Source organism: Polyangium sp. 15x6, from assembly GCF_029960785.1.
GTDB lineage: Bacteria > Myxococcota_A > Polyangia > Polyangiales > Polyangiaceae > Polyangium.
Genome location: NZ_JASBQE010000002.1, coordinates 268,481 through 284,707, shown reverse-complemented (window position 1 = coordinate 284,707; position 16,227 = coordinate 268,481). Strand labels below are relative to the sequence as shown.

General features: G+C 68.3%; 13 protein-coding genes. 5 read left to right on the top strand and 8 right to left on the bottom strand.

Translation table 11 applies throughout. The features are described from left to right. Positions 1 to 57: 57 nt before the first annotated feature. The 3 genes from QHF83_RS02680 to QHF83_RS02670 all read left to right on the top strand — a co-directional run bounded on the left by QHF83_RS02680 (position 58) and on the right by QHF83_RS02670 (position 2,513). Positions 58 to 684, top strand: a complete 627-nt coding sequence (locus QHF83_RS02680; protein ID WP_282416159.1) for a CDP-alcohol phosphatidyltransferase family protein — start codon at positions 58 to 60, stop codon at positions 682 to 684. A gap of 146 nt (positions 685 to 830) precedes the next feature. Beyond that, positions 831 to 1,748, top strand: coding sequence for a DNA adenine methylase (locus QHF83_RS02675; RefSeq protein WP_282416158.1), 918 nt, complete (start codon positions 831 to 833; stop codon positions 1,746 to 1,748). Between the two features lie 63 nt (positions 1,749 to 1,811). Beyond that, positions 1,812 to 2,513, top strand: coding sequence for a class I SAM-dependent methyltransferase (locus QHF83_RS02670; RefSeq protein ID WP_282416157.1), 702 nt, complete (start codon positions 1,812 to 1,814; stop codon positions 2,511 to 2,513). A 5-nt stretch (positions 2,514 to 2,518) separates the two neighbouring features. On the opposite strand, the gene QHF83_RS02665 is transcribed toward QHF83_RS02670, so the two are convergent. Continuing rightward, on the bottom strand, positions 2,519 to 3,793 hold the full coding sequence (locus QHF83_RS02665; protein WP_282416156.1) for a diaminopimelate decarboxylase: 1,275 nt from the start codon (positions 3,791 to 3,793) through the stop codon (positions 2,519 to 2,521). Between the two features lie 84 nt (positions 3,794 to 3,877). Between QHF83_RS02665 and QHF83_RS02660 the strand changes: the two genes are divergently transcribed. Further along, the gene (locus tag QHF83_RS02660; protein WP_282416155.1) at positions 3,878 to 5,269 is read left to right on the top strand and encodes an FAD-binding oxidoreductase; all 1,392 of its coding nucleotides are present in this window, start codon (positions 3,878 to 3,880) and stop codon (positions 5,267 to 5,269) included. Positions 5,270 to 5,598: 329 nt separating this feature from the next. On the opposite strand, the gene serA is transcribed toward QHF83_RS02660, so the two are convergent. After that, positions 5,599 to 6,840 (bottom strand): phosphoglycerate dehydrogenase, encoded by a 1,242-nt coding sequence (serA, locus tag QHF83_RS02655; RefSeq protein WP_348980421.1) that lies wholly within the window; start codon positions 6,838 to 6,840, stop codon positions 5,599 to 5,601. Between the two features lie 158 nt (positions 6,841 to 6,998). Between serA and QHF83_RS02650 the strand changes: the two genes are divergently transcribed. After that, positions 6,999 to 7,619 (top strand): hypothetical protein, encoded by a 621-nt coding sequence (locus tag QHF83_RS02650; protein WP_282416153.1) that lies wholly within the window; start codon positions 6,999 to 7,001, stop codon positions 7,617 to 7,619. Positions 7,620 to 7,813: 194 nt separating this feature from the next. On the opposite strand, the gene QHF83_RS02645 is transcribed toward QHF83_RS02650, so the two are convergent. The 6 genes from QHF83_RS02645 to QHF83_RS02620 form a co-directional block, all read right to left on the bottom strand. Beyond that, entirely contained in the window at positions 7,814 to 9,748 is a 1,935-nt protein-coding gene (locus tag QHF83_RS02645) for an OmpA family protein (RefSeq protein ID WP_282416152.1), read from the bottom strand. Further along, positions 9,745 to 11,736, bottom strand: coding sequence for an outer membrane exchange protein TraA family protein (gene traA / locus QHF83_RS02640; protein ID WP_282416151.1), 1,992 nt, complete (start codon positions 11,734 to 11,736; stop codon positions 9,745 to 9,747). The genes QHF83_RS02645 and traA overlap by 4 nt, the downstream gene beginning before the upstream one ends. 192 nt (positions 11,737 to 11,928) lie before the next feature. Next, positions 11,929 to 13,740 carry an acyl-CoA dehydrogenase gene (locus tag QHF83_RS02635; RefSeq protein ID WP_282416150.1) on the bottom strand — a complete coding sequence of 604 codons (1,812 nt, stop codon included), beginning with the start codon at positions 13,738 to 13,740 and terminating at the stop codon, positions 11,929 to 11,931. 35 nt (positions 13,741 to 13,775) lie between these two features. Beyond that, positions 13,776 to 14,879 (bottom strand): terpene synthase family protein, encoded by a 1,104-nt coding sequence (locus QHF83_RS02630; RefSeq protein ID WP_282416149.1) that lies wholly within the window; start codon positions 14,877 to 14,879, stop codon positions 13,776 to 13,778. Between the two features lie 21 nt (positions 14,880 to 14,900). Further along, a complete protein-coding gene (locus tag QHF83_RS02625; protein WP_282416148.1) occupies positions 14,901 to 15,341 on the bottom strand; it encodes an STAS/SEC14 domain-containing protein in 441 nt (146 codons plus the stop codon). A gap of 342 nt (positions 15,342 to 15,683) precedes the next feature. Further along, a complete protein-coding gene (locus QHF83_RS02620) occupies positions 15,684 to 16,184 on the bottom strand; it encodes a hypothetical protein (protein WP_282416147.1) in 501 nt (166 codons plus the stop codon). Between the last annotated feature and the right edge of the window lie 43 nt (positions 16,185 to 16,227).

Below are 16,227 nucleotides of genomic sequence, written 5' to 3'. Positions count from 1 at the left end.
GCCGTGCTGTGGATCTTGGCCGCGTGCCCACATTGTGCCATGGATGCCAGCGCTGCCATGAAGAAGCCCCGACGCCGCCGCTTCTCGATGATCCGTGACTTTCAGGTCGCGGATTTCTTGACCCTCGGCAATGGATTCGCCGGCACCGGGTCGATGCTGGCGACGATGAAGTACGTGGCCTCGGGCGACGTGACGTTCCTCCGGCTCGCGTTCGGCCTGCTCCCGGTCGCGCTGTTCTGCGATTTCCTCGACGGGCGTGTGGCGCGGGCGCGGCGCGAGGTGTCGATGCTCGGGCAAGAGCTCGACTCGCTCGCGGATCTCGTCTCGTTCGGCGTGGCCCCGGCCGCGCTCGCGTTCGGGCTCGGGATGCGCGGGGGCTGGGACGCGATCGCGCTCGTGTATTTCGTGGCCTGCGGCATCAGCCGGCTCGCGCGGTACAACGCGACGGCGAGCCAGCTCGCCGACGAGGGCGGGAAGGTGAAGTATTACGAGGGGACGCCGATCCCGACGAGCCTCGTGCTCGTGGCGCTCTTCGGCGCGCTCGCGGCGAACGGGCGCATCGGCGCGGCGCTGCCGGGCGGGGCGATCGAGCTCGGGCCGTGGGAGCTGCATCCGATCGTTTTGCTGTTCGTGGTGAGCGGGAGCGCGATGATATCGAAGACGCTGCGCATTCCGAAGCCCTGAACCCGTGATGCCCGATCAACTGTTCAGGGACAAGTTTTCAGCAGGCGAATTCCGGACAAGTTTTCAGCGATAGAATCTGTCCGGAACTTCTTCGATCGAAAGTTTTGCCGAGCTCGATCCCCCATTGTAATTGCTGGGGTATCCACATGCTCGAGCGCGCGATTCGAACGCTCCCCACCCCGGCCGCAGTTCCCCTTCCGTCCGTCCGTCCCGGGCCCCTCAAGGCCCGTGGAAAGCCGCGTCCGGACATTCGTGAAATCGAGCCGGGGACGGCGAAACCCTTCATCAAGTGGGTGGGCGGAAAACGGCAGCTCCTCCACGAGCTCGATCCGCGCATTCCGTCGCGCTTCAATACGTACCACGAGCCCTTCGTCGGGGGCGGCGCGCTCTTCTTCCACCTCATGCCCGAGCGCGCCGAGCTCAGCGATACGAACGAGCGGCTCGTGCGCACGTACATCGGCGTGCGCGACGCCGTCGAGGACGTCATCGATCTGCTCGCGTCCTATCCCCACGATCGCGATTTCTTCATGAAGATGCGCTCGAGCGACATCGACACGAAGACCGACGTGGAGGTGGCCGCCTGGTTCATTTACCTGAACCGCACGGGGTTCAACGGGCTCTACCGGGTGAACCGGCAAAACCAGTACAACGTGCCGTTCGGCGATTACCAGAACCCCACGATCTGCGACGCGGAGAACCTGCGCGCCTGCTCGCGGGCCCTGAAGCACGCCTCGATCCGCGTCGCCTCGTTCGAGGACGTCGCCGCGCGGGCGCGGCCGGGGGATTTCGTGTATTTCGATCCGCCCTACGTGCCGCTGTCGGCGTCGTCGAGCTTCACGTCCTACACGAGCGGCGGGTTCGGGATGCGCGAGCAGCAGAGGCTCCGCGACGTGGCGCGCGACCTCAAGGAGCGCGGCGTGCGCGTGCTCCTGTCGAATTCGTCCGCGCCCGAGGTGTATTCGCTCTACGGGGACGGCTTCGAGCTCGCCGCCGTGGGGGCGTCGCGCGCCATCAACTGCAAGGCCGCGGGGCGCGGACGGATTCAAGAGCTCATCATCCGGTGAAACGGCCGGGAGCGTCTCTTCGGAGGGCTCCCGTTCGCGGATCACGCGTCCGATGAACCGCGCATGCGCGCCGTTCTCCCGCACCACCGTCCAGGCACCCTCGTGCTTTCTGCGTCCCAGTGGGAAACGATCGAGGCGCTCCGCGAAGGCGCGCCGGTGACCGACGAGGCGCTCGACGCCCTGTATCCCGCGGATATTCGCGAGCTCTCGTCACGGTTCTGGACGCCCGTCTCCGTCGCGGTGCACGCGGCCAAGCTCTGCGCGCCGGAGGGGCGGGCGCGCGTGCTCGACGTGGGCGCGGGCGTGGGGAAATTCTGCCTCGTCGGCGCGCTCGTGACGGAGAGCATTTTCGTGGGCATCGAGCACAGGCGGGCGCTCGTGGACGTGGGTCGCGAGGTGCTCGCCGCCGTGGGCGCGAGGAACGCGCGGCTCGTGCACGGGACGATCGAGGACATCGATTTCTCGTATTTCGACGCGCTCTATTTTTACAACCCGTTCGAGGAGAACCTGGTCGCGCCGTCGTGGCAGATGGACGGCGATGTGCCGCTCTCGCTGGAGCGGTTCCAGGAGGACGTGGCGCGGATCGAGGCCGCGCTGGAAGCGGCGCCGCCCGGAATGCGGGTCGTGACGTACCAGGGGTTCGGCGGGAAGATGCCGCCCGATTACGAGATCGTGGAGGAGGACCCCGAAGGCGCGCCGCGCCTCCGGCTGTGGGTGAAGCAGGAGCACCGGCCCCACAGGATTCCGCAGGGAACGCGTCGATAGAGGTTTCAGCGGCTCCAGAACGCAACGACGTCGTCCGGCGTCTCGCGGTTCTTCAGGACGGAGAGCGAATCTCCGTCATACCCGAGCACGAGCGGCAGGCCGCGGCTGCAATGGCGCGACCACATGCCGAGCGTGTAGGCGCCGACGTCGTGGATGACGACGAAATCGCCCGGATCGACGCGGGGGAGGGCGAGGCCCTTGGCGAGGACGTCGCCCGAGAAGCAAAGCGGGCCGACGATGGTGACGGGCTCCGTCGGGCCGGCCTTGGGTCGACCGTCCGCGTCGAGGAGCGCGATCTCGTGGTACCATTCGTCCGGGCGATAGGCGCGGCGGGCCAGGAGATCGGCGCCGAGGTGGATGACGGCGAGGCGCTCGTCGCCGGCCTGCTTGACGTATTCGACGCGGCTCGCCGCCCAGCCGGCCGTCGCATGGATCGCCCGGCCAAACTCCGTCACGAGCCCGAGATCGCCGGCAAAGAGCCCAGGAATCCTTGCTTTTAATGCGTCGACATAGGCGGAGAGCGGGATCGCGACGTCGCCCGGGCGATAGGCGACGGGCAGGCCGCCGCCGAGATCGAAGGTGCGGATGCGGCCCGCGCCGACGCGGCGCTCGATGTCCTCGCGGAGCGAATGGACCCGAGCGACGCCCTCGACGAGCGTTTCGAGCGGCATGCCCTGCGAGCCCACGTGCACGTGCAGCGCGGACAGGAACGGGTGCGTCTCGAACGCGGCGAGGATCTCGTCCCGACGTTCGATCGGGACGCCGAACTTGGAGGAGCGCGTGGCGACGCTGGTGAGCGCGATCGAGCCGCCGCCGACCTGGGGATTGACGCGGAGGCCGATGGGCGGCGGCCGGGTGGTTCCAAGCGCCAACGCGACCCGATCGAGTTCGTCGAAATTGTCGACGTTGAGATGGACGCCGAGCGCGAGGGCCGAGGCGATCTCGTCGCGGGTCTTCGCGGGGGAGTCGAAGACGATGCGCGATGCCGGGCAGCCAGCCGCGATCGCGAGGCGGACTTCCTCGAAGGAGGCGGCTTCGAGGCCCGCGCCTGCAGAGACGAGCGCGCGGAGGATCTCGACGACGGGGTTCGCCTTGATCGCGACGGCGTGCAGCGTGCCCGCGGGGAAACGCGCTTCGAGCTCGACAAAGCGCGCGCGGACGCGGCCGAGGTCGTGGAAGAGGGCGGCAGGCGTGCCCTCGCGGAAGAAGCCCTCGGCGAGGGCGCGCCGGAGCACGGTGGAGGCGTCTTCCAGGCGGGTACGCTCGATCCAGCGACTCATCGGGCTCGTGGTAGCCGTGGGGCCCACCACGTCAAGCGGCGCTTGCCGGTTGCAGGGAGGACGCGGGCACTGTATCGACCGACCATGACCGCTCTGCCCGAAGGGTTCCTCGCCGCCGTCACCCGCGATTTCCCAGCCGATTTTCTCTCGGTCGACCCTTCCGACCTGGCCACCTTCGGGCGCGACTGGACGAAGGTGCACGAGCCGCGTCCCGCAGCCGTGGCGTTGCCTCGCACGACGAACGAGGTGTCGCGTCTGCTCGAGCTTTGTACGGCGTTTCAAGTGCCGATCGTGCCCTCGGGCGGGCGGACGGGGCTCGCAGCGGGCGCGGTGGCGGCGCATGGCGAGGTGGTGGTGTCGCTGTCGCGCATGCGGCGGATGAGCCCGGTGGACGTGCTCGGCGCGACGGTGCGCGTGCAAGCCGGCGCGGTGACGGAGGAGGTGCACCGGCACGTGGGCGAGCATGGTTTGACCTGGCCGGTGGATTTCGCGTCGAAGGGGTCGAGCCAGGTGGGCGGGAACATCGCGACGAACGCGGGCGGCGTGAAGGTGATCCGCTACGGGCTGACGCGGCAGTGGGTGCTCGGGCTCGAGGTGGTGCTCGCGAGCGGCGAGGTGCTCGAGCTCGGCGGCGCGCTGGAGAAGAACAACACGGGGATCGATCTGCGGCAGCTCTTCATCGGGAGCGAGGGGACGCTCGGAATCATCACGGAGGCGACGCTGAAGCTGACGCGGCTGCCAGGCAAGCTCGACGTGCTCCTGTTCGCCGTGCCAAACCTCGCGGGTGTGCTCGCGCTGTTCAAGGAGGCGCGGACGGGGCCGTTCGTGATCACGGCATACGAGTTTTTCACGGAAAAGTGCATGGCGCGCGTGCGGCGGCACCGGAGCGTGCGCGAGCCGCTCGCGGCGCCGAGCGAGTATTACGTGCTGCTCGAGGTGGAGCGGGCCGAGCCGGAGGCGCTCGAAGCGTGGATCGGGTCGCTGTTCGAGCGCGGCGTGGTGACGGACGGGACGCTCGCGCAACACGCCGGCGAGGCAGCCGCGATCTGGGCGCTGCGCGAGGGGATCAGCGAGAGTCTGAGCGCGACGGGGATGCCCCACAAGAACGACATCGCCCTGCCAATCCAGGAGCTCGAAGGCTTCTGCGCGGAGCTCGAGAGCGTGTTCGATGCGCGTTATCCCGGCTGGGAGATCGCGCTGTTCGGGCACATCGGCGACGGAAACCTGCACGTGAACGTGATGAAGCCCGACGCGATGGAGAAAGCAGCGTTCCTCGCGCGCACGCACGAGGCAGATCACACGATGTTCGAGCTCGTCCGGAAATATCGAGGCTCCATCTCGGCAGAGCACGGGATCGGGCTCCTCAAGAAGGATTACCTCGGCTATTCGCGATCAGGGACCGAGATCGAGATCATGCGCGCGATCAAGCGGGTGCTCGATCCGCAGGGGATCATGAATCCAGGGAAGGTGTTTTAGCGTCTCGTCTGGAGGCCGATTCGCTGGGGCTTTGCCCCAGGCCCCACCGGGGCTGTCCGCCCCTGGACCCGGACCAGCGCAAGCGCTGGACCCGGGGTCGATGAACTGCGCGATGCGCAGTTCATCGACCAGGCCGTGGCAAGACCAGCTACGACTCTGCCAACGAAGACAGCCGCGCTGCCATTTCGATCGGCAGCGCGGTCTCACGGGCCCGTGGGAAGAACTGCGCATCGCGCAGTTCTTCCCCCCTCGGTCCAGGCCGTGCCTGGTCCGGGTGCAGGGGCGGATAGCCCCTGCCGGGGTCCGGGGCGGCGCCCCGGCTCCACGGTTCAATACACGACGCGCGTCCGGATGTTCGAGGGCAAGGCCTGGATGCGGCGGCTCACCTCGGCGGAGACGTCCTGCTCGAGGTCCATGATGAGGTAACCAATCGCGCCCTCGGTTGCGAGGAACTGGCTGTCGATGTTTGCGTTGAGATCGGCGACGACGCGGTTCACGTCGCGGAGCACGCCGGGCTCGTTCCTGTGCACGTTCAGGATGCGGTGCGTGCCCTTCACCGGCGGCAGCTCGACCTGCGGGAAGTTCACCGAGCCCGTCGTCGCCCCCATCGCCGCGAATTTGCCGAGCACCGCTGCGACCTCGCGCCCGATGGCCTCCTGCGCCTCCTCCGTCGAGCCGCCGATGTGCGGCGTGAGCAGGACGTTCGAAAGGCTCTGGAGATCGGTCTTGAACTGGTCCGTGTTCGACTCGGGCTCCTCCGGGTAGACGTCGATCGCCGCCCCTGCGAGGTGCCCGCTCTCGAGCGACGCGACGAGCGCCGCGATGTCCACGACGGTGCCGCGGCTCGCGTTGAGGAGGTAGCTGCCCTTGCGCATCTTCGCGAGCTCGGCCGCGCCGATCATGTTGCGCGTCTCCGGGGTCTCGGGGACGTGCAGCGAGACGAAGTCGGACTCGGCGAGCAGAGCCGCGAGCGAGGGGACCGAGCGGTTGTTGCCCATCGGCAGGCGCGCGGCGATGTCGTGGTAGAGCACGCGCATGCCGACGGCCTCCGCGAGCACGCCGAGCTGACGGCCGATGTGCCCGTAGCCGATGATGCCGAGGACCTTGCCGCGGACCTCGTAGCATTGCGCGGCGACCTTCTTCCACACGCCGGCGTGCACCTCGCGCGAGCGGTCGCCGAGCTGGCGGGCGAGGACGATGATCTCGCCGATCATGAGCTCGGCGACGCTGCGCGTGTTGCTGAACGGCGCGTTGAAGACGGGGACGCCGCGGGCGTTGGCGGCGACGAGGTCGACCTGGTTCGTGCCGATGCAGAAGCAGCCGACGGAGAGCAGGTCGCGCGCGTTCTCGAGGACACGGGCCGTGATCCGGGTCTTGCTGCGGATGCCGAGGAGCTGCACGCCCGGCAGGGCCGCGATGAGCTCGTCTTCCTTGAGCGCGCTGCTCTTCCGGGTGATGGCGTAGGTGCGCCCCTCGGCGAAGGCGTGGAAGGTCTCCGTGGCGCTCGGGTGGATGTTCTCGAGCAGGAGGACCTGGATCGTGTCGCGGGGGAGCTCGGCCGGGGCAGGCATGGTCATGGCGCGTCCTCGTTCGGGGGCGCCTTCTCTACCCCATGGGCGGGCGCAGGCCAGCCGGAAAACCGTCCGACCTCGGACGGACGTTCACGCCGTGTCTTTTGCCTCGACGCGACGTTTGCACGACGTGCATAGAAACTGGTAAGGAAATAGCCATGCAACGTGTCGTTCTCTTCTCGGCCGCGACGGCCGCGATCTTTGTCGCCTGCGCGGCTCCTCCGCGTTTCCAGGACATGCGCACACCGTCCGGCGAGTTCTGCACGGACATGCCCATCTTCGCGGGCAAGACCCAGCCCGACAGGGAGTTCCACCGCCTGGAGCCGGTGCAAAGCGAGCCCGGGGCGCGCACCGAGCCCGAGCGCCTGCGGTCGCTCCGCAAGGCCGCGTGCATGGCCGGCGGCGACGCCGTGATCGAGGCGATCGAGGAGGAGATTCGCCTGCCCGACGCCTCGTACGGCAAGGTCGCCACGGGGACGGCGATTGTCTGGATCCGGCGCGAAGGCGTCTCGTCCAAGCCGCTCGATCTCGGCGCTCATTCCTCGGAGGACAAGGGCGCCGAGCCAGTGCCGGCTGCGGATCCGAACCCGCCGAAGGAGGCGACGCCGCTGAACACGTCGGCCGAGGTCAAGTCGCCGACGGCGCCGCCGACCGCGGCCGCGACCACGCCGCCCACGCCCACGGCCGCGGCGACGACCACGCCGGCGCCCACGCCCACGACGGCGACGACGTCGACGACGAAGACGAAGACCACGACGAAGACCACGACGAAGAAGTAGCCCGCCGCGAGGCGTTTCGAGACGAGGTCGCGCGCGAGTCCTCCACGAGGGAGGATCGCCCGCGGCCTCGTTTCGTTTGTGCACCAAAGAAAATCGCGGCGGCCGCGGGGACGCGGCGCGCGATGCGTGAGGATGTAGGGGAGGGCGGGGGAGGCGCGGGCCTCGCTCCGTTCGTCGGAGCGAGGCCTCGGGGATCAGCGCGGCGCGGTGGGCTTCGCGGGCGCGGGTGCGGCACCGGGCTTCGGCGCGGCGGGCGCAGGCGCGGCGCCGGGCTTCGGCGTGGTGGGCGCGGGCGCGGCGCCGGGCTTGGGTTTGTCCTTGCCTTCAGCGGGTTTGTCCTCGGCCGGTTTGTCCGCGCCTTCCTCCTTCGGCGTCTCGGGCTGCAGTTGCTCGCCGGAGCGCGGGAGGGTGCTGCCAGGAAGGGTCGGATCCTTCTTGTCGAGCACGCCGTTCCCCTTCGGCAGAATGCCGCCGCTCGGCAAGGTGCTGCCGCCATTCAGCACGCCGTTGCCGTTGATCACGCCCTCTCCGTCGAGCTGCTTGTCGCCCGGCGAGAGGACCGTGTCGCCGCCGCCCACGGCCGCGCCGGGCGCGCTGCCCTGGCCCTTGATGCGGAAGACGACGCGGCGGTTCGTCGCGGTCATGAACTTGCAGTCTTCCGTGAGCTCCTCGTCCTTCCCGAGGCACTGCGAGTCGTCGTAGATGGGTTTGGTGTGACCGTACCCCTTCGCCGTGACGCGCGAGGGATCGATCCCCTTCTGGATCATGTACTCCCGGACGCTCTCGACGCGGCGCTGCGAGAGGTTGTGGTTGTACACGTCGCCCGCGCGCGCGTCCGTGTGGCCCTCGATCTCGACCGAGCGGATCTCGGGGTTGTCCCTGAGGACCGTGACGACCGCGTCGAGCACCTTCTTCGAATCGTCGAGGATGATGTCCTTGTCCGTCGCGAAGTGGACCTGATCGAGGATGACGATCTCGTCGTTCTTGACGTACGCGCCGGGACAACCGCCCCGGCCGCCCGCGATCATCGGGCACTTGTCGTCGCGATCGGGGACGCCGTCCTTGTCGGAGTCCGAGTCCGGGCAGCCCATGTTCTGCGGGACGCCGGGCAGCTCGGGGCAATGATCAAACTCTTCGATCAGACCGTCGTGATCGGGATCCGCGCTGTCGATCTGCTTCAGGCGATCGATCTCCTGCTGCTCGCGCGACTTCGAAGGCTGCCACGTGAGGCCCGCGAACGCGCGGAAGACGGGCGCGCCGAACCCGCAGTTCGCGCCGAACGTGCCGCCGACCGTGAGCCCGAAGCCGCTCGCCCACTGCCAGCGCATCGCCATGAGCGCCTCGGCCGGGACCTGCGAGGGGCTGTCGGGGAACTTCACGAGCGAGACAGAGCCGTACACGCCGCCGAGCACGGACCAACCCCAGCGCTGCACGACGTACATCTCCGCGCCGATGCCGAAGTTCGCCATGTCGCCGACCTTCGTCCCGGCAAACTGTCGGTCGGGCCGGAACCAGATGCCGGTGTTTGCCGTGACGAGCAGGCCGAAGTTGAAGCGGTAATCCGCGACGAGGCCCATGCCGCCGGAGACGGCGCCGTCGCCGGCGAACGCGTCCTGATCGCCCGTGGGCAGGTTCAAGTTGCCCGTGACCGCCATGCCGAAGCCCTCTTTGATCTGGGCTTTGCGGTTCAGATACGGGATCGCAATCTTGGTGTTGAAACGAAGATCGCCGAGCGCGCTCGGCGAGATCTCACCCTCGGTGCCGAGCGGTCTCAGGTTGTCGGACATCTGCCAGGCGACGAACGGCATCGCCATCGTGATGTCGAAGACGTCGAAGAAGCCGATGCCCGCGAGGCCCGTGACCTGGAGGCGCGCGCCGACGGCGCGGATCTCCTGGCCCGTCGTGATCGCCGCGACGGCGAGCGGATCGAGGCCGATGTCCGTGTAGATGCCGAACGTCGGCGAGAGGTGCCCGACGACCTCGGACTTCTGGATCATCACGAGATCGCGCGGCGCCGCGGAGGGGCGGAAGGTCTGCGCGTCGAAGCGGCCTTCCTCGGCGGCTTCTGCGGCGAGAGGCGCCGCGGCGAGCGTCGCGAGCGAGAGCAAGAATGAGATGGATCGCTTCACGGCTCACCTCGGGAGATGGAACGGAGGCGGCGGCGGCCGAGCAGGCCAAGGACGGAGAGGACGAGCAATGCGGCTCCGGGCGCGCCACCGCCGTGTCGGCCGGGCCTTGCGGAGCATATCGTGGCCAGCGTACCACCGCAATCGACGCCGTCGGGCATGGGGCCGAGCGCGCACTCCTTCGCCGTCTCGGCCTCGTTCCAGCGGCAGTGGTCGCTGCCGAGGCAGTCGACATTGGTCTTGCACGAGGGCGTGCACGTGTTCGTGGAGAGGTTGCAGGTGCCGCCGCAGGGGCAGTGCGAGTCGGCGTAACAAGCGACGCAGCTATCGCCGTTGCAATGAGGCGTGTCGGCGGCGCACGTGATCATGCAGCCCGCGGTGACCGAGCAGGTGTGGGTCGTCGTGTCGCAGCTCGAGCCCTCGCCGCATTGCGAGTCCTCGACGCAGCGCACGCACGCCGCGACGGCCGCGTTCTGGCCGTAGCAGAAGGGCGTGTCGCCGCCGCAGCTGTCGCAGCGCATGCCGCACCGTTTGTCGCGGGTGCAGGGGGTGCAGGTGCCGCTCAAGCAGAAGGCGCCTTCGCCGCAATCCATGTCGTGACGGCACTCGGCGCACGCGGTGCCGACGGGGCCGGGCAAGCAGAAGGGATACCGCGGCTGGGCCGTGCCGTTGACGACGATGGTCTCGAGCGCGGTGCAGTTGACGCAGCCGTCGCCGCAACACGTCGGCATGTTGTTCTCGGGGAGCGTGCCCTGGCAGCGGCCGACGGAGAGGTTGCAGATGCCGCCGCCGCACTCGGCGTCGGTCGTGCACTCGACGCAGCTCGGGTCGCCGTTCGGCTCGAGCGGGGCGCACTTCATCTGCTGGCCGTTCGCGCCGTCCGGACAGCAGTTGCAGGAGGCGCCGGCGCACTCGGCGCTCGTCGAGCAAGGCTCACACTTGTTCTCGACGCACGCCGCGCCCTTGGGGCAGTCGGAGCTGTCGTTGCACTCGTCGCAAGTCTTCGTGTCGGGGTTGCAGGTGAAGCCGTTCGCGCAGTCCTCGTCGGTCTGGCAGGCGCCGCACTGGAGGGTGCCGTTGATGTTCACGCAGTAGGGCGTATCGCTGCCGCAGGGCGAGCAGCTCGGGCCGCAGAGCTTGTCCGTGTCGCAGGGGGCGCAGAGCGCGGCCGAGTTGCAGTATTGCCCCGGTTCGCAGCCGTTGTTGCCTCCCTGGTCGGCGAACTCGCGCCTGCACTGCTTGCAGACGCCGAGGTCGGGGTACGAGGGGCTGCCGCTCAGCGTCTGGAAAAACGCGGTCGAGGGGAAGGGCGTGAAGCCCAAATCGTTCAGCTTGGTGATCGGCGGAACGTTCGCTTCTCGCTCGAAGTCCACGAAATCCCCGACGAAGTAGGACATCTCGAGCGCGGCGTGTTCGGTGAGCTGGACGTAGAGGATCTCGATCGGGTAGAGGCCGGCTTTCTGGAAGGTGACCTGGTTCGTCAAACGCCAGGTGGCCGCGCCGAGCTCGGGCGGGCGCGTGACGACGTTGTAGACGCCCTTGTTCCTGTCGTAGATGGTGAGGCTGACGGCGTCATCCGAGTAAAACCCGAAGTGAATGGGCTGGTTGACCCAATTCGTCGGGACGTTGAGGTAGCCACGCATGCGGCTGCCGAACCTCGTCGAGGTGTCGTTCACGAAGAAGTCGCAGCCGCCGGTCTTGCAGCCCTGATCGAGCGCGATGTCGATGAAGTCGCCGTAGCTCAGCGCCTGGTTCGCGGCGTTGTTGTTGGACAGGTCGAGCAGCGTGCGGATGACGTGCTCCGTGCGATCGACGGCGTGGGCCTCGATGAACGCATTGACGTCGCCCGTGTAGTTGGCGAAACCGCCGAACTCCTGGACGCTCGTCGCGATCGCCGAGGCCGCGCAGAGGCCCGTTCCAGAGCCGTCGAGTGGGTCCGACACGCCTTCTGGGATCGTGACCGGCTCGGCGCTCGCGACCCGAGGAGCCATCGCGGCGAGGAGGGCGACTGAAGCAAGGATGATTCGTCTGAGTTCCATGGCACCGTCGGCCTTCGCGCCGCACTCCGCGGCACTGCCGCGGACACTACCATGGACCGCGTGATCCAGACAAGATCGCGGGCTCACCCGAGGCCCCGCGGACGGCCGCGGGATCACGCACCGTCGTCGTCGGATTCTTGCGCGTCAGAACCACTCCGGTCGTACGCGTGCGTATGAATCTTCGCCGGAGCGGCAGAGCTGCGCGAGGTAGCCGACGCGCGGGAGCTCGGTGCGAATCCAGTACTGGGCCGCCGAGGTGATGCCCTCGTAGAAATCGTGATCCTGCGGTCGAGCCGCGTGGCTTTTTTGCGCGGTGGCCGCGAGGCGGAGCCACGTCCAGCCGATGACCATGGTGGAGGCGAGGTCGAGGTAATCGGCGCTGTGCAGGAGCATGCCTCGGACGTCGCCTTGCGCGCCGAGGGCGCCGAGGTGGAGCGTGACCTGCCGCATGGCCATCGCCGCGCCCTCGACGCGCTGGACGAGATCGGGGGTCACGCCCGCGTCCCGCGCGCCGTCGCAGGTGGCCGCGATCTCTTCGAGCAGCGCGCAGAACGCCGCGCCGCCCGCGGCCGTGACCTTGCGGCCGAGGAGGTCGAGCGACTGGATGCCCGTCGTGCCCTCGTGGATGCTGTTGAGCTTCTGATCGCGGAGCCACGCCTCGGGCAGGTACTCGCTCGTGTAGCCATAACCGCCGAGGACCTGCACGGCGAGCGCGTTGGCCTCGAAGCCACGCTCGGCCGGGAAGCTCTTGGCGATGGGCGTGAGCAGGTCGAGGAGCATGGCGGCGCGCGCGCGGGAGGGTTCTTCCTGGGCATGCTCGGCGAGGTCGGAGAGGCGCGCGGTGAGGCCGAGGAGGGCGAGGCTGCCCCACGTGATGGCCTTCTGGCGGAGGAGCATGCGGCGGACGTCGGCGTGCTCGATGATGGGGATCTGCGGCGCGCGCGGGTCCTTGTCGCCGAGCTTGCGGCCCTGCGGACGGGTCTTGGCGTATTCGAGCGACTCGTGGAACGCGACCGAAGCCGTGGCGGCGCCATTCATGCCGACCATGAGCCGGGCCTCGTTCATCATCTGGAACATGTACGAAATGCCGCGGTGAGGCTCGCCGACGAGATATCCGTGGCAATCGCCGGCCTCGCCGAAATTGAGCGCGAGGCTCGGCAGACCGCGCCAGCCGATCTTGTGGATCACGCCCGCGACCTCGACGTCGTTCGGGACGAGCGCGCCCCGCTCGGAGCGGAGCTTGGGGATCGCGAAGAGGCTGACGCCTTTGATGCCGGGCGGCGCGCCGTCGATGCGGGCGAGCGTCAAGTGGACGATGTTCTCGGTGAGGTCGTGATCGCCGCCCGAGATGAAAATCTTCGAGCCCTTGATGAGGTAATGGCCGCCCTCCGCGGGCGTGGCGCGGGTCTCGACGTCGCTCAAGCTGCTGCCGGCCTGGGGCTCGGTGAGGGCCATGGTGCCGGTCCACTCGCCCCGATAAAGGGGGCCCATGAAGCGCTCCTTGAGCTCGTCCGATCCGAAGGATTCGAGGAGGCGCGCCGCGCCCGTGGTGAGGCCGAGATAGCCGTACGCCGAGAGGTTCGCCGCCATGAGATAACTCGTGGCGAGGGTGGCGACGGTGAGCGGGAGCCTCTGGCCATACGCCTCGGGTGGGCGCGTGGCCGAGAGGACGCCGAGCTCGACGAGGCGCGGATAGATGTCGTGCATGGCGCGGTGGACGCTCACGCGGCCCTTTTCGAGGCGCGGCGGGGCCTCGTCCATCGGCTTGTAGGCCGGGAAGAGGAGCTCGCGCGCGAGCCTGCGCGCCGTGCCGAGGTAGATGCCCACGGTCTCGCGCGTGTGCTCGGCGAAATCGGGGAGGGCGAGCAAGCCTTCGAGGTCGAGCACCTCGAAGAGGAGGAAGTCGACGAATCGATCGCTGACGAGGGGGTTCGTGGACGTGGAGGTCGCAGGCATCGCGCGACGCACGTGATGTCAGCGACGAAGGGGCGTCAAGGGTGCGGAGCGTAGGCGGACGCGGTCGCCGCGGCGGCGCGCGGGGCGAGCGACGTGGGCACGATGAACGAGGGATCGATCGGCGTGCCATTCACGAGCATTTTGAACGCAGCGTAACGCGGGGCGCGCGACTCCCAGAGCGTGAAGCCGAGGGAGGCATGCCGGAGGTCCTGCACCCACGTCGCGATGTGCGCGTCCCAGCTCGGGCCGAAGCTCGGGAGCGCGCGCGAGAGGCGGTCGAACTCGGTGATGGCCTCGTCGTGATCGCGGATGATGTGGCGCACGGCCTCCATCATGGAGAGCCCGTGCTCCTCGCGGAGCGCGAGGATGACGTTGACGTAGCCCGAAGCCCAGTCCTTGCCGAGGCTCCAGATGTCGTTGCCGAGGCCGACAATCTTGCCGGAGAGGGTCTTCAAGGCGATCGCGGTCTCGTGCGCGTGGAAGTCGGGCGGGAGCTCGATGCCGCGCGCGTATTCGAGGAGGTAGCCCGTCGCGGCCATTCCGATGGTGTCGATGCGCGAGCGGAGGGCCTCTTCGTACGAGACGCGGGCGAGCCCCGCGCGGCGCTGCTTCGAGGTGCGCGCTTCTTTCAGCGCCGCCGTGCTCCAGGTGTCCATGCCCTCGCAGAGGGTCTCCATCCAGCCGGGGCTCATCGTCTCGGCGAGCTCGCGGAGCAGAGCCGACCACGTGGCGCCGAAGAGGGTCGTGACGCCGGAGGCGCTCGGCTCGAGGACGGCCGGGCCGCGGAAGGGGAAGGTGCGCTCGCGGCCCTCGACGTCGACGTCGTCCCAGAGCAGCCAGAGCGAGAGGTACTTGGCGAGGAGCAAGAGCTCGCGCGGCTCCGCGAGCGGGAACGGCATCCCGGCGTAATCGGCCGGCGCGAAGGTGCGGACGATCCAGATCGAGCGCTCGCCGAAGCCGAGCTCGCGGAACCACGCGAGCGTCTCGTCTTCGATCCGCGCTGCGTGCACGTTCACGAGCGGATCCGGCCACCAGTGGCGCGGGATCCCGAGCGCGAGGTCGGGCGCGCGTGGCGCCGTGATCTCTCTGGCAGGGCAAACCGTGATGATCTCGTCGGGCCGTTCCTTGGCTGCAAGCATGACCGCTCCCTTGAAAAGCGCTCAAGCGCTGCGCTGCATCAGCTCTTTACGTTTGACCTCTGCGAGCCAGGCGCGCGCGTCCATTTCGTGCTCGAAGAACTTGATCTGGCCACGCAGACCCACGTGGAGCAATCGAATGGCCTTCGTGATCATCGAGACGACCACGCGGAGATGGAAGTCGGCGCCGAACACGGCGGTGGCCCGCGGGTTCAGGGCCAGCATGCCGCCAACGGCGTGGCGCCGGACGAGCTCCGTCACCTGTCCCGTACGAGACAGATCCACGAGCAAATCGACATGCTTTCGATGTCGCACCGTCTCCTCGAGCGCCGCGTTCATCCGCGCGACGACGTCGGCATCGAGGTCCCCGACATACGTCACGAAGCATGTGTTCGGCGGCTCGAAGCACATCCGGCTCGAACCAATGTCGTATCGAATCCCTTGTTCCTGCGTGGCTTGAAACACGTGAGAGCCTTTCGACAACCAGGCAAAGCGTCTAGGTCGCCCACCCCCGCGGTGCACGCGGCATGCCGGGTAGCGTGGTCGATCAGGACACCAGGAAATCGACAGACGGACGGGAAATTCTGGGTGAGGCGATTGCCGCCGTGCATGCATTGCATGCGAGCAGGGTTCCGTCGCCGAGCATGGGTACGGCATGCACACCCCATCCAGCCGCGACGTCCCGAAGAGACGGGCATTTTCGGGCATTTGGGGTTCGTCCCCGGAGCGACGTCCCGGTTGCAAGCGCATTTCGAGATGCGGCGGAGACGTCGGGACGAATTCACCAATCGGAGGGCGGCGCGACGTTCAGAACGTCCACTGCAGCGCGCCGCCGCGCGGAGAGATGAACACCTTCGGGCGCGCCCACGACGGTTCATCCGGCACCTTTCGCCCGCCGACCGCGGCGATCGGGATGCCGATCAACATGCCGAGGCCGCCGCCGATGAGCAGGCCGAGCGAGGCAGAACGTTTTTCGGCGGCGGGGCAGTTGGTGCATTCGGTCTCCGGGAGATCCGCCCGGATCACGAGCCCCGTGACGATGCCGAGCAGGCCCACGCCGGCGAGAATCGTCCCCACATAAAACGCTGCCGGGCTCGCCATTTTCGTCGGACCTTCGGGGAGCTCCCTCTGCTCGACCGTGTATGTCGTGGGCCCCGGGCGCGGGGGCGGCGGCGCAGGCGGCGGCGGCGGGAGATCCTCGGCGGTGTCGCTGGGCACCCAGCCCGGTGGTTCATCGGCGCGCGCGGCCGGCGAGGCGAGAGAGACGAGGGCAAAAGCAAGGGGAAGGGGTAAGAGATTTCGGCGCATACCACGAAGGTACCGAGCGCCGGTGCGGACGCAATGCGAGCGC

Bases quoted from the DNA above. Each gene is read 5' to 3' on its own strand.
- QHF83_RS02620 (WP_282416147.1), bottom strand. From the start codon at position 16,184: ATGCGCCGAAATCTCTTACCCCTTCCCCTTGCTTTTGCCCTCGTCTCT.
- QHF83_RS02660 (WP_282416155.1), top strand. From the start codon at position 3,878: ATGACCGCTCTGCCCGAAGGGTTCCTCGCCGCCGTCACCCGCGATTTC.
- QHF83_RS02670 (WP_282416157.1), top strand. From the start codon at position 1,812: ATGCGCGCCGTTCTCCCGCACCACCGTCCAGGCACCCTCGTGCTTTCT.
- QHF83_RS02650 (WP_282416153.1), top strand. From the start codon at position 6,999: ATGCAACGTGTCGTTCTCTTCTCGGCCGCGACGGCCGCGATCTTTGTC.
- QHF83_RS02675 (WP_282416158.1), top strand. From the start codon at position 831: ATGCTCGAGCGCGCGATTCGAACGCTCCCCACCCCGGCCGCAGTTCCC.
- QHF83_RS02635 (WP_282416150.1), bottom strand. From the start codon at position 13,740: ATGCCTGCGACCTCCACGTCCACGAACCCCCTCGTCAGCGATCGATTC.
- serA (WP_348980421.1), bottom strand. From the start codon at position 6,840: ATGCCTGCCCCGGCCGAGCTCCCCCGCGACACGATCCAGGTCCTCCTG.
- traA (WP_282416151.1), bottom strand. From the start codon at position 11,736: ATGGCTCCTCGGGTCGCGAGCGCCGAGCCGGTCACGATCCCAGAAGGC.
- QHF83_RS02630 (WP_282416149.1), bottom strand. From the start codon at position 14,879: ATGCTTGCAGCCAAGGAACGGCCCGACGAGATCATCACGGTTTGCCCT.
- QHF83_RS02680 (WP_282416159.1), top strand. From the start codon at position 58: ATGAAGAAGCCCCGACGCCGCCGCTTCTCGATGATCCGTGACTTTCAG.
- QHF83_RS02665 (WP_282416156.1), bottom strand. From the start codon at position 3,793: ATGAGTCGCTGGATCGAGCGTACCCGCCTGGAAGACGCCTCCACCGTG.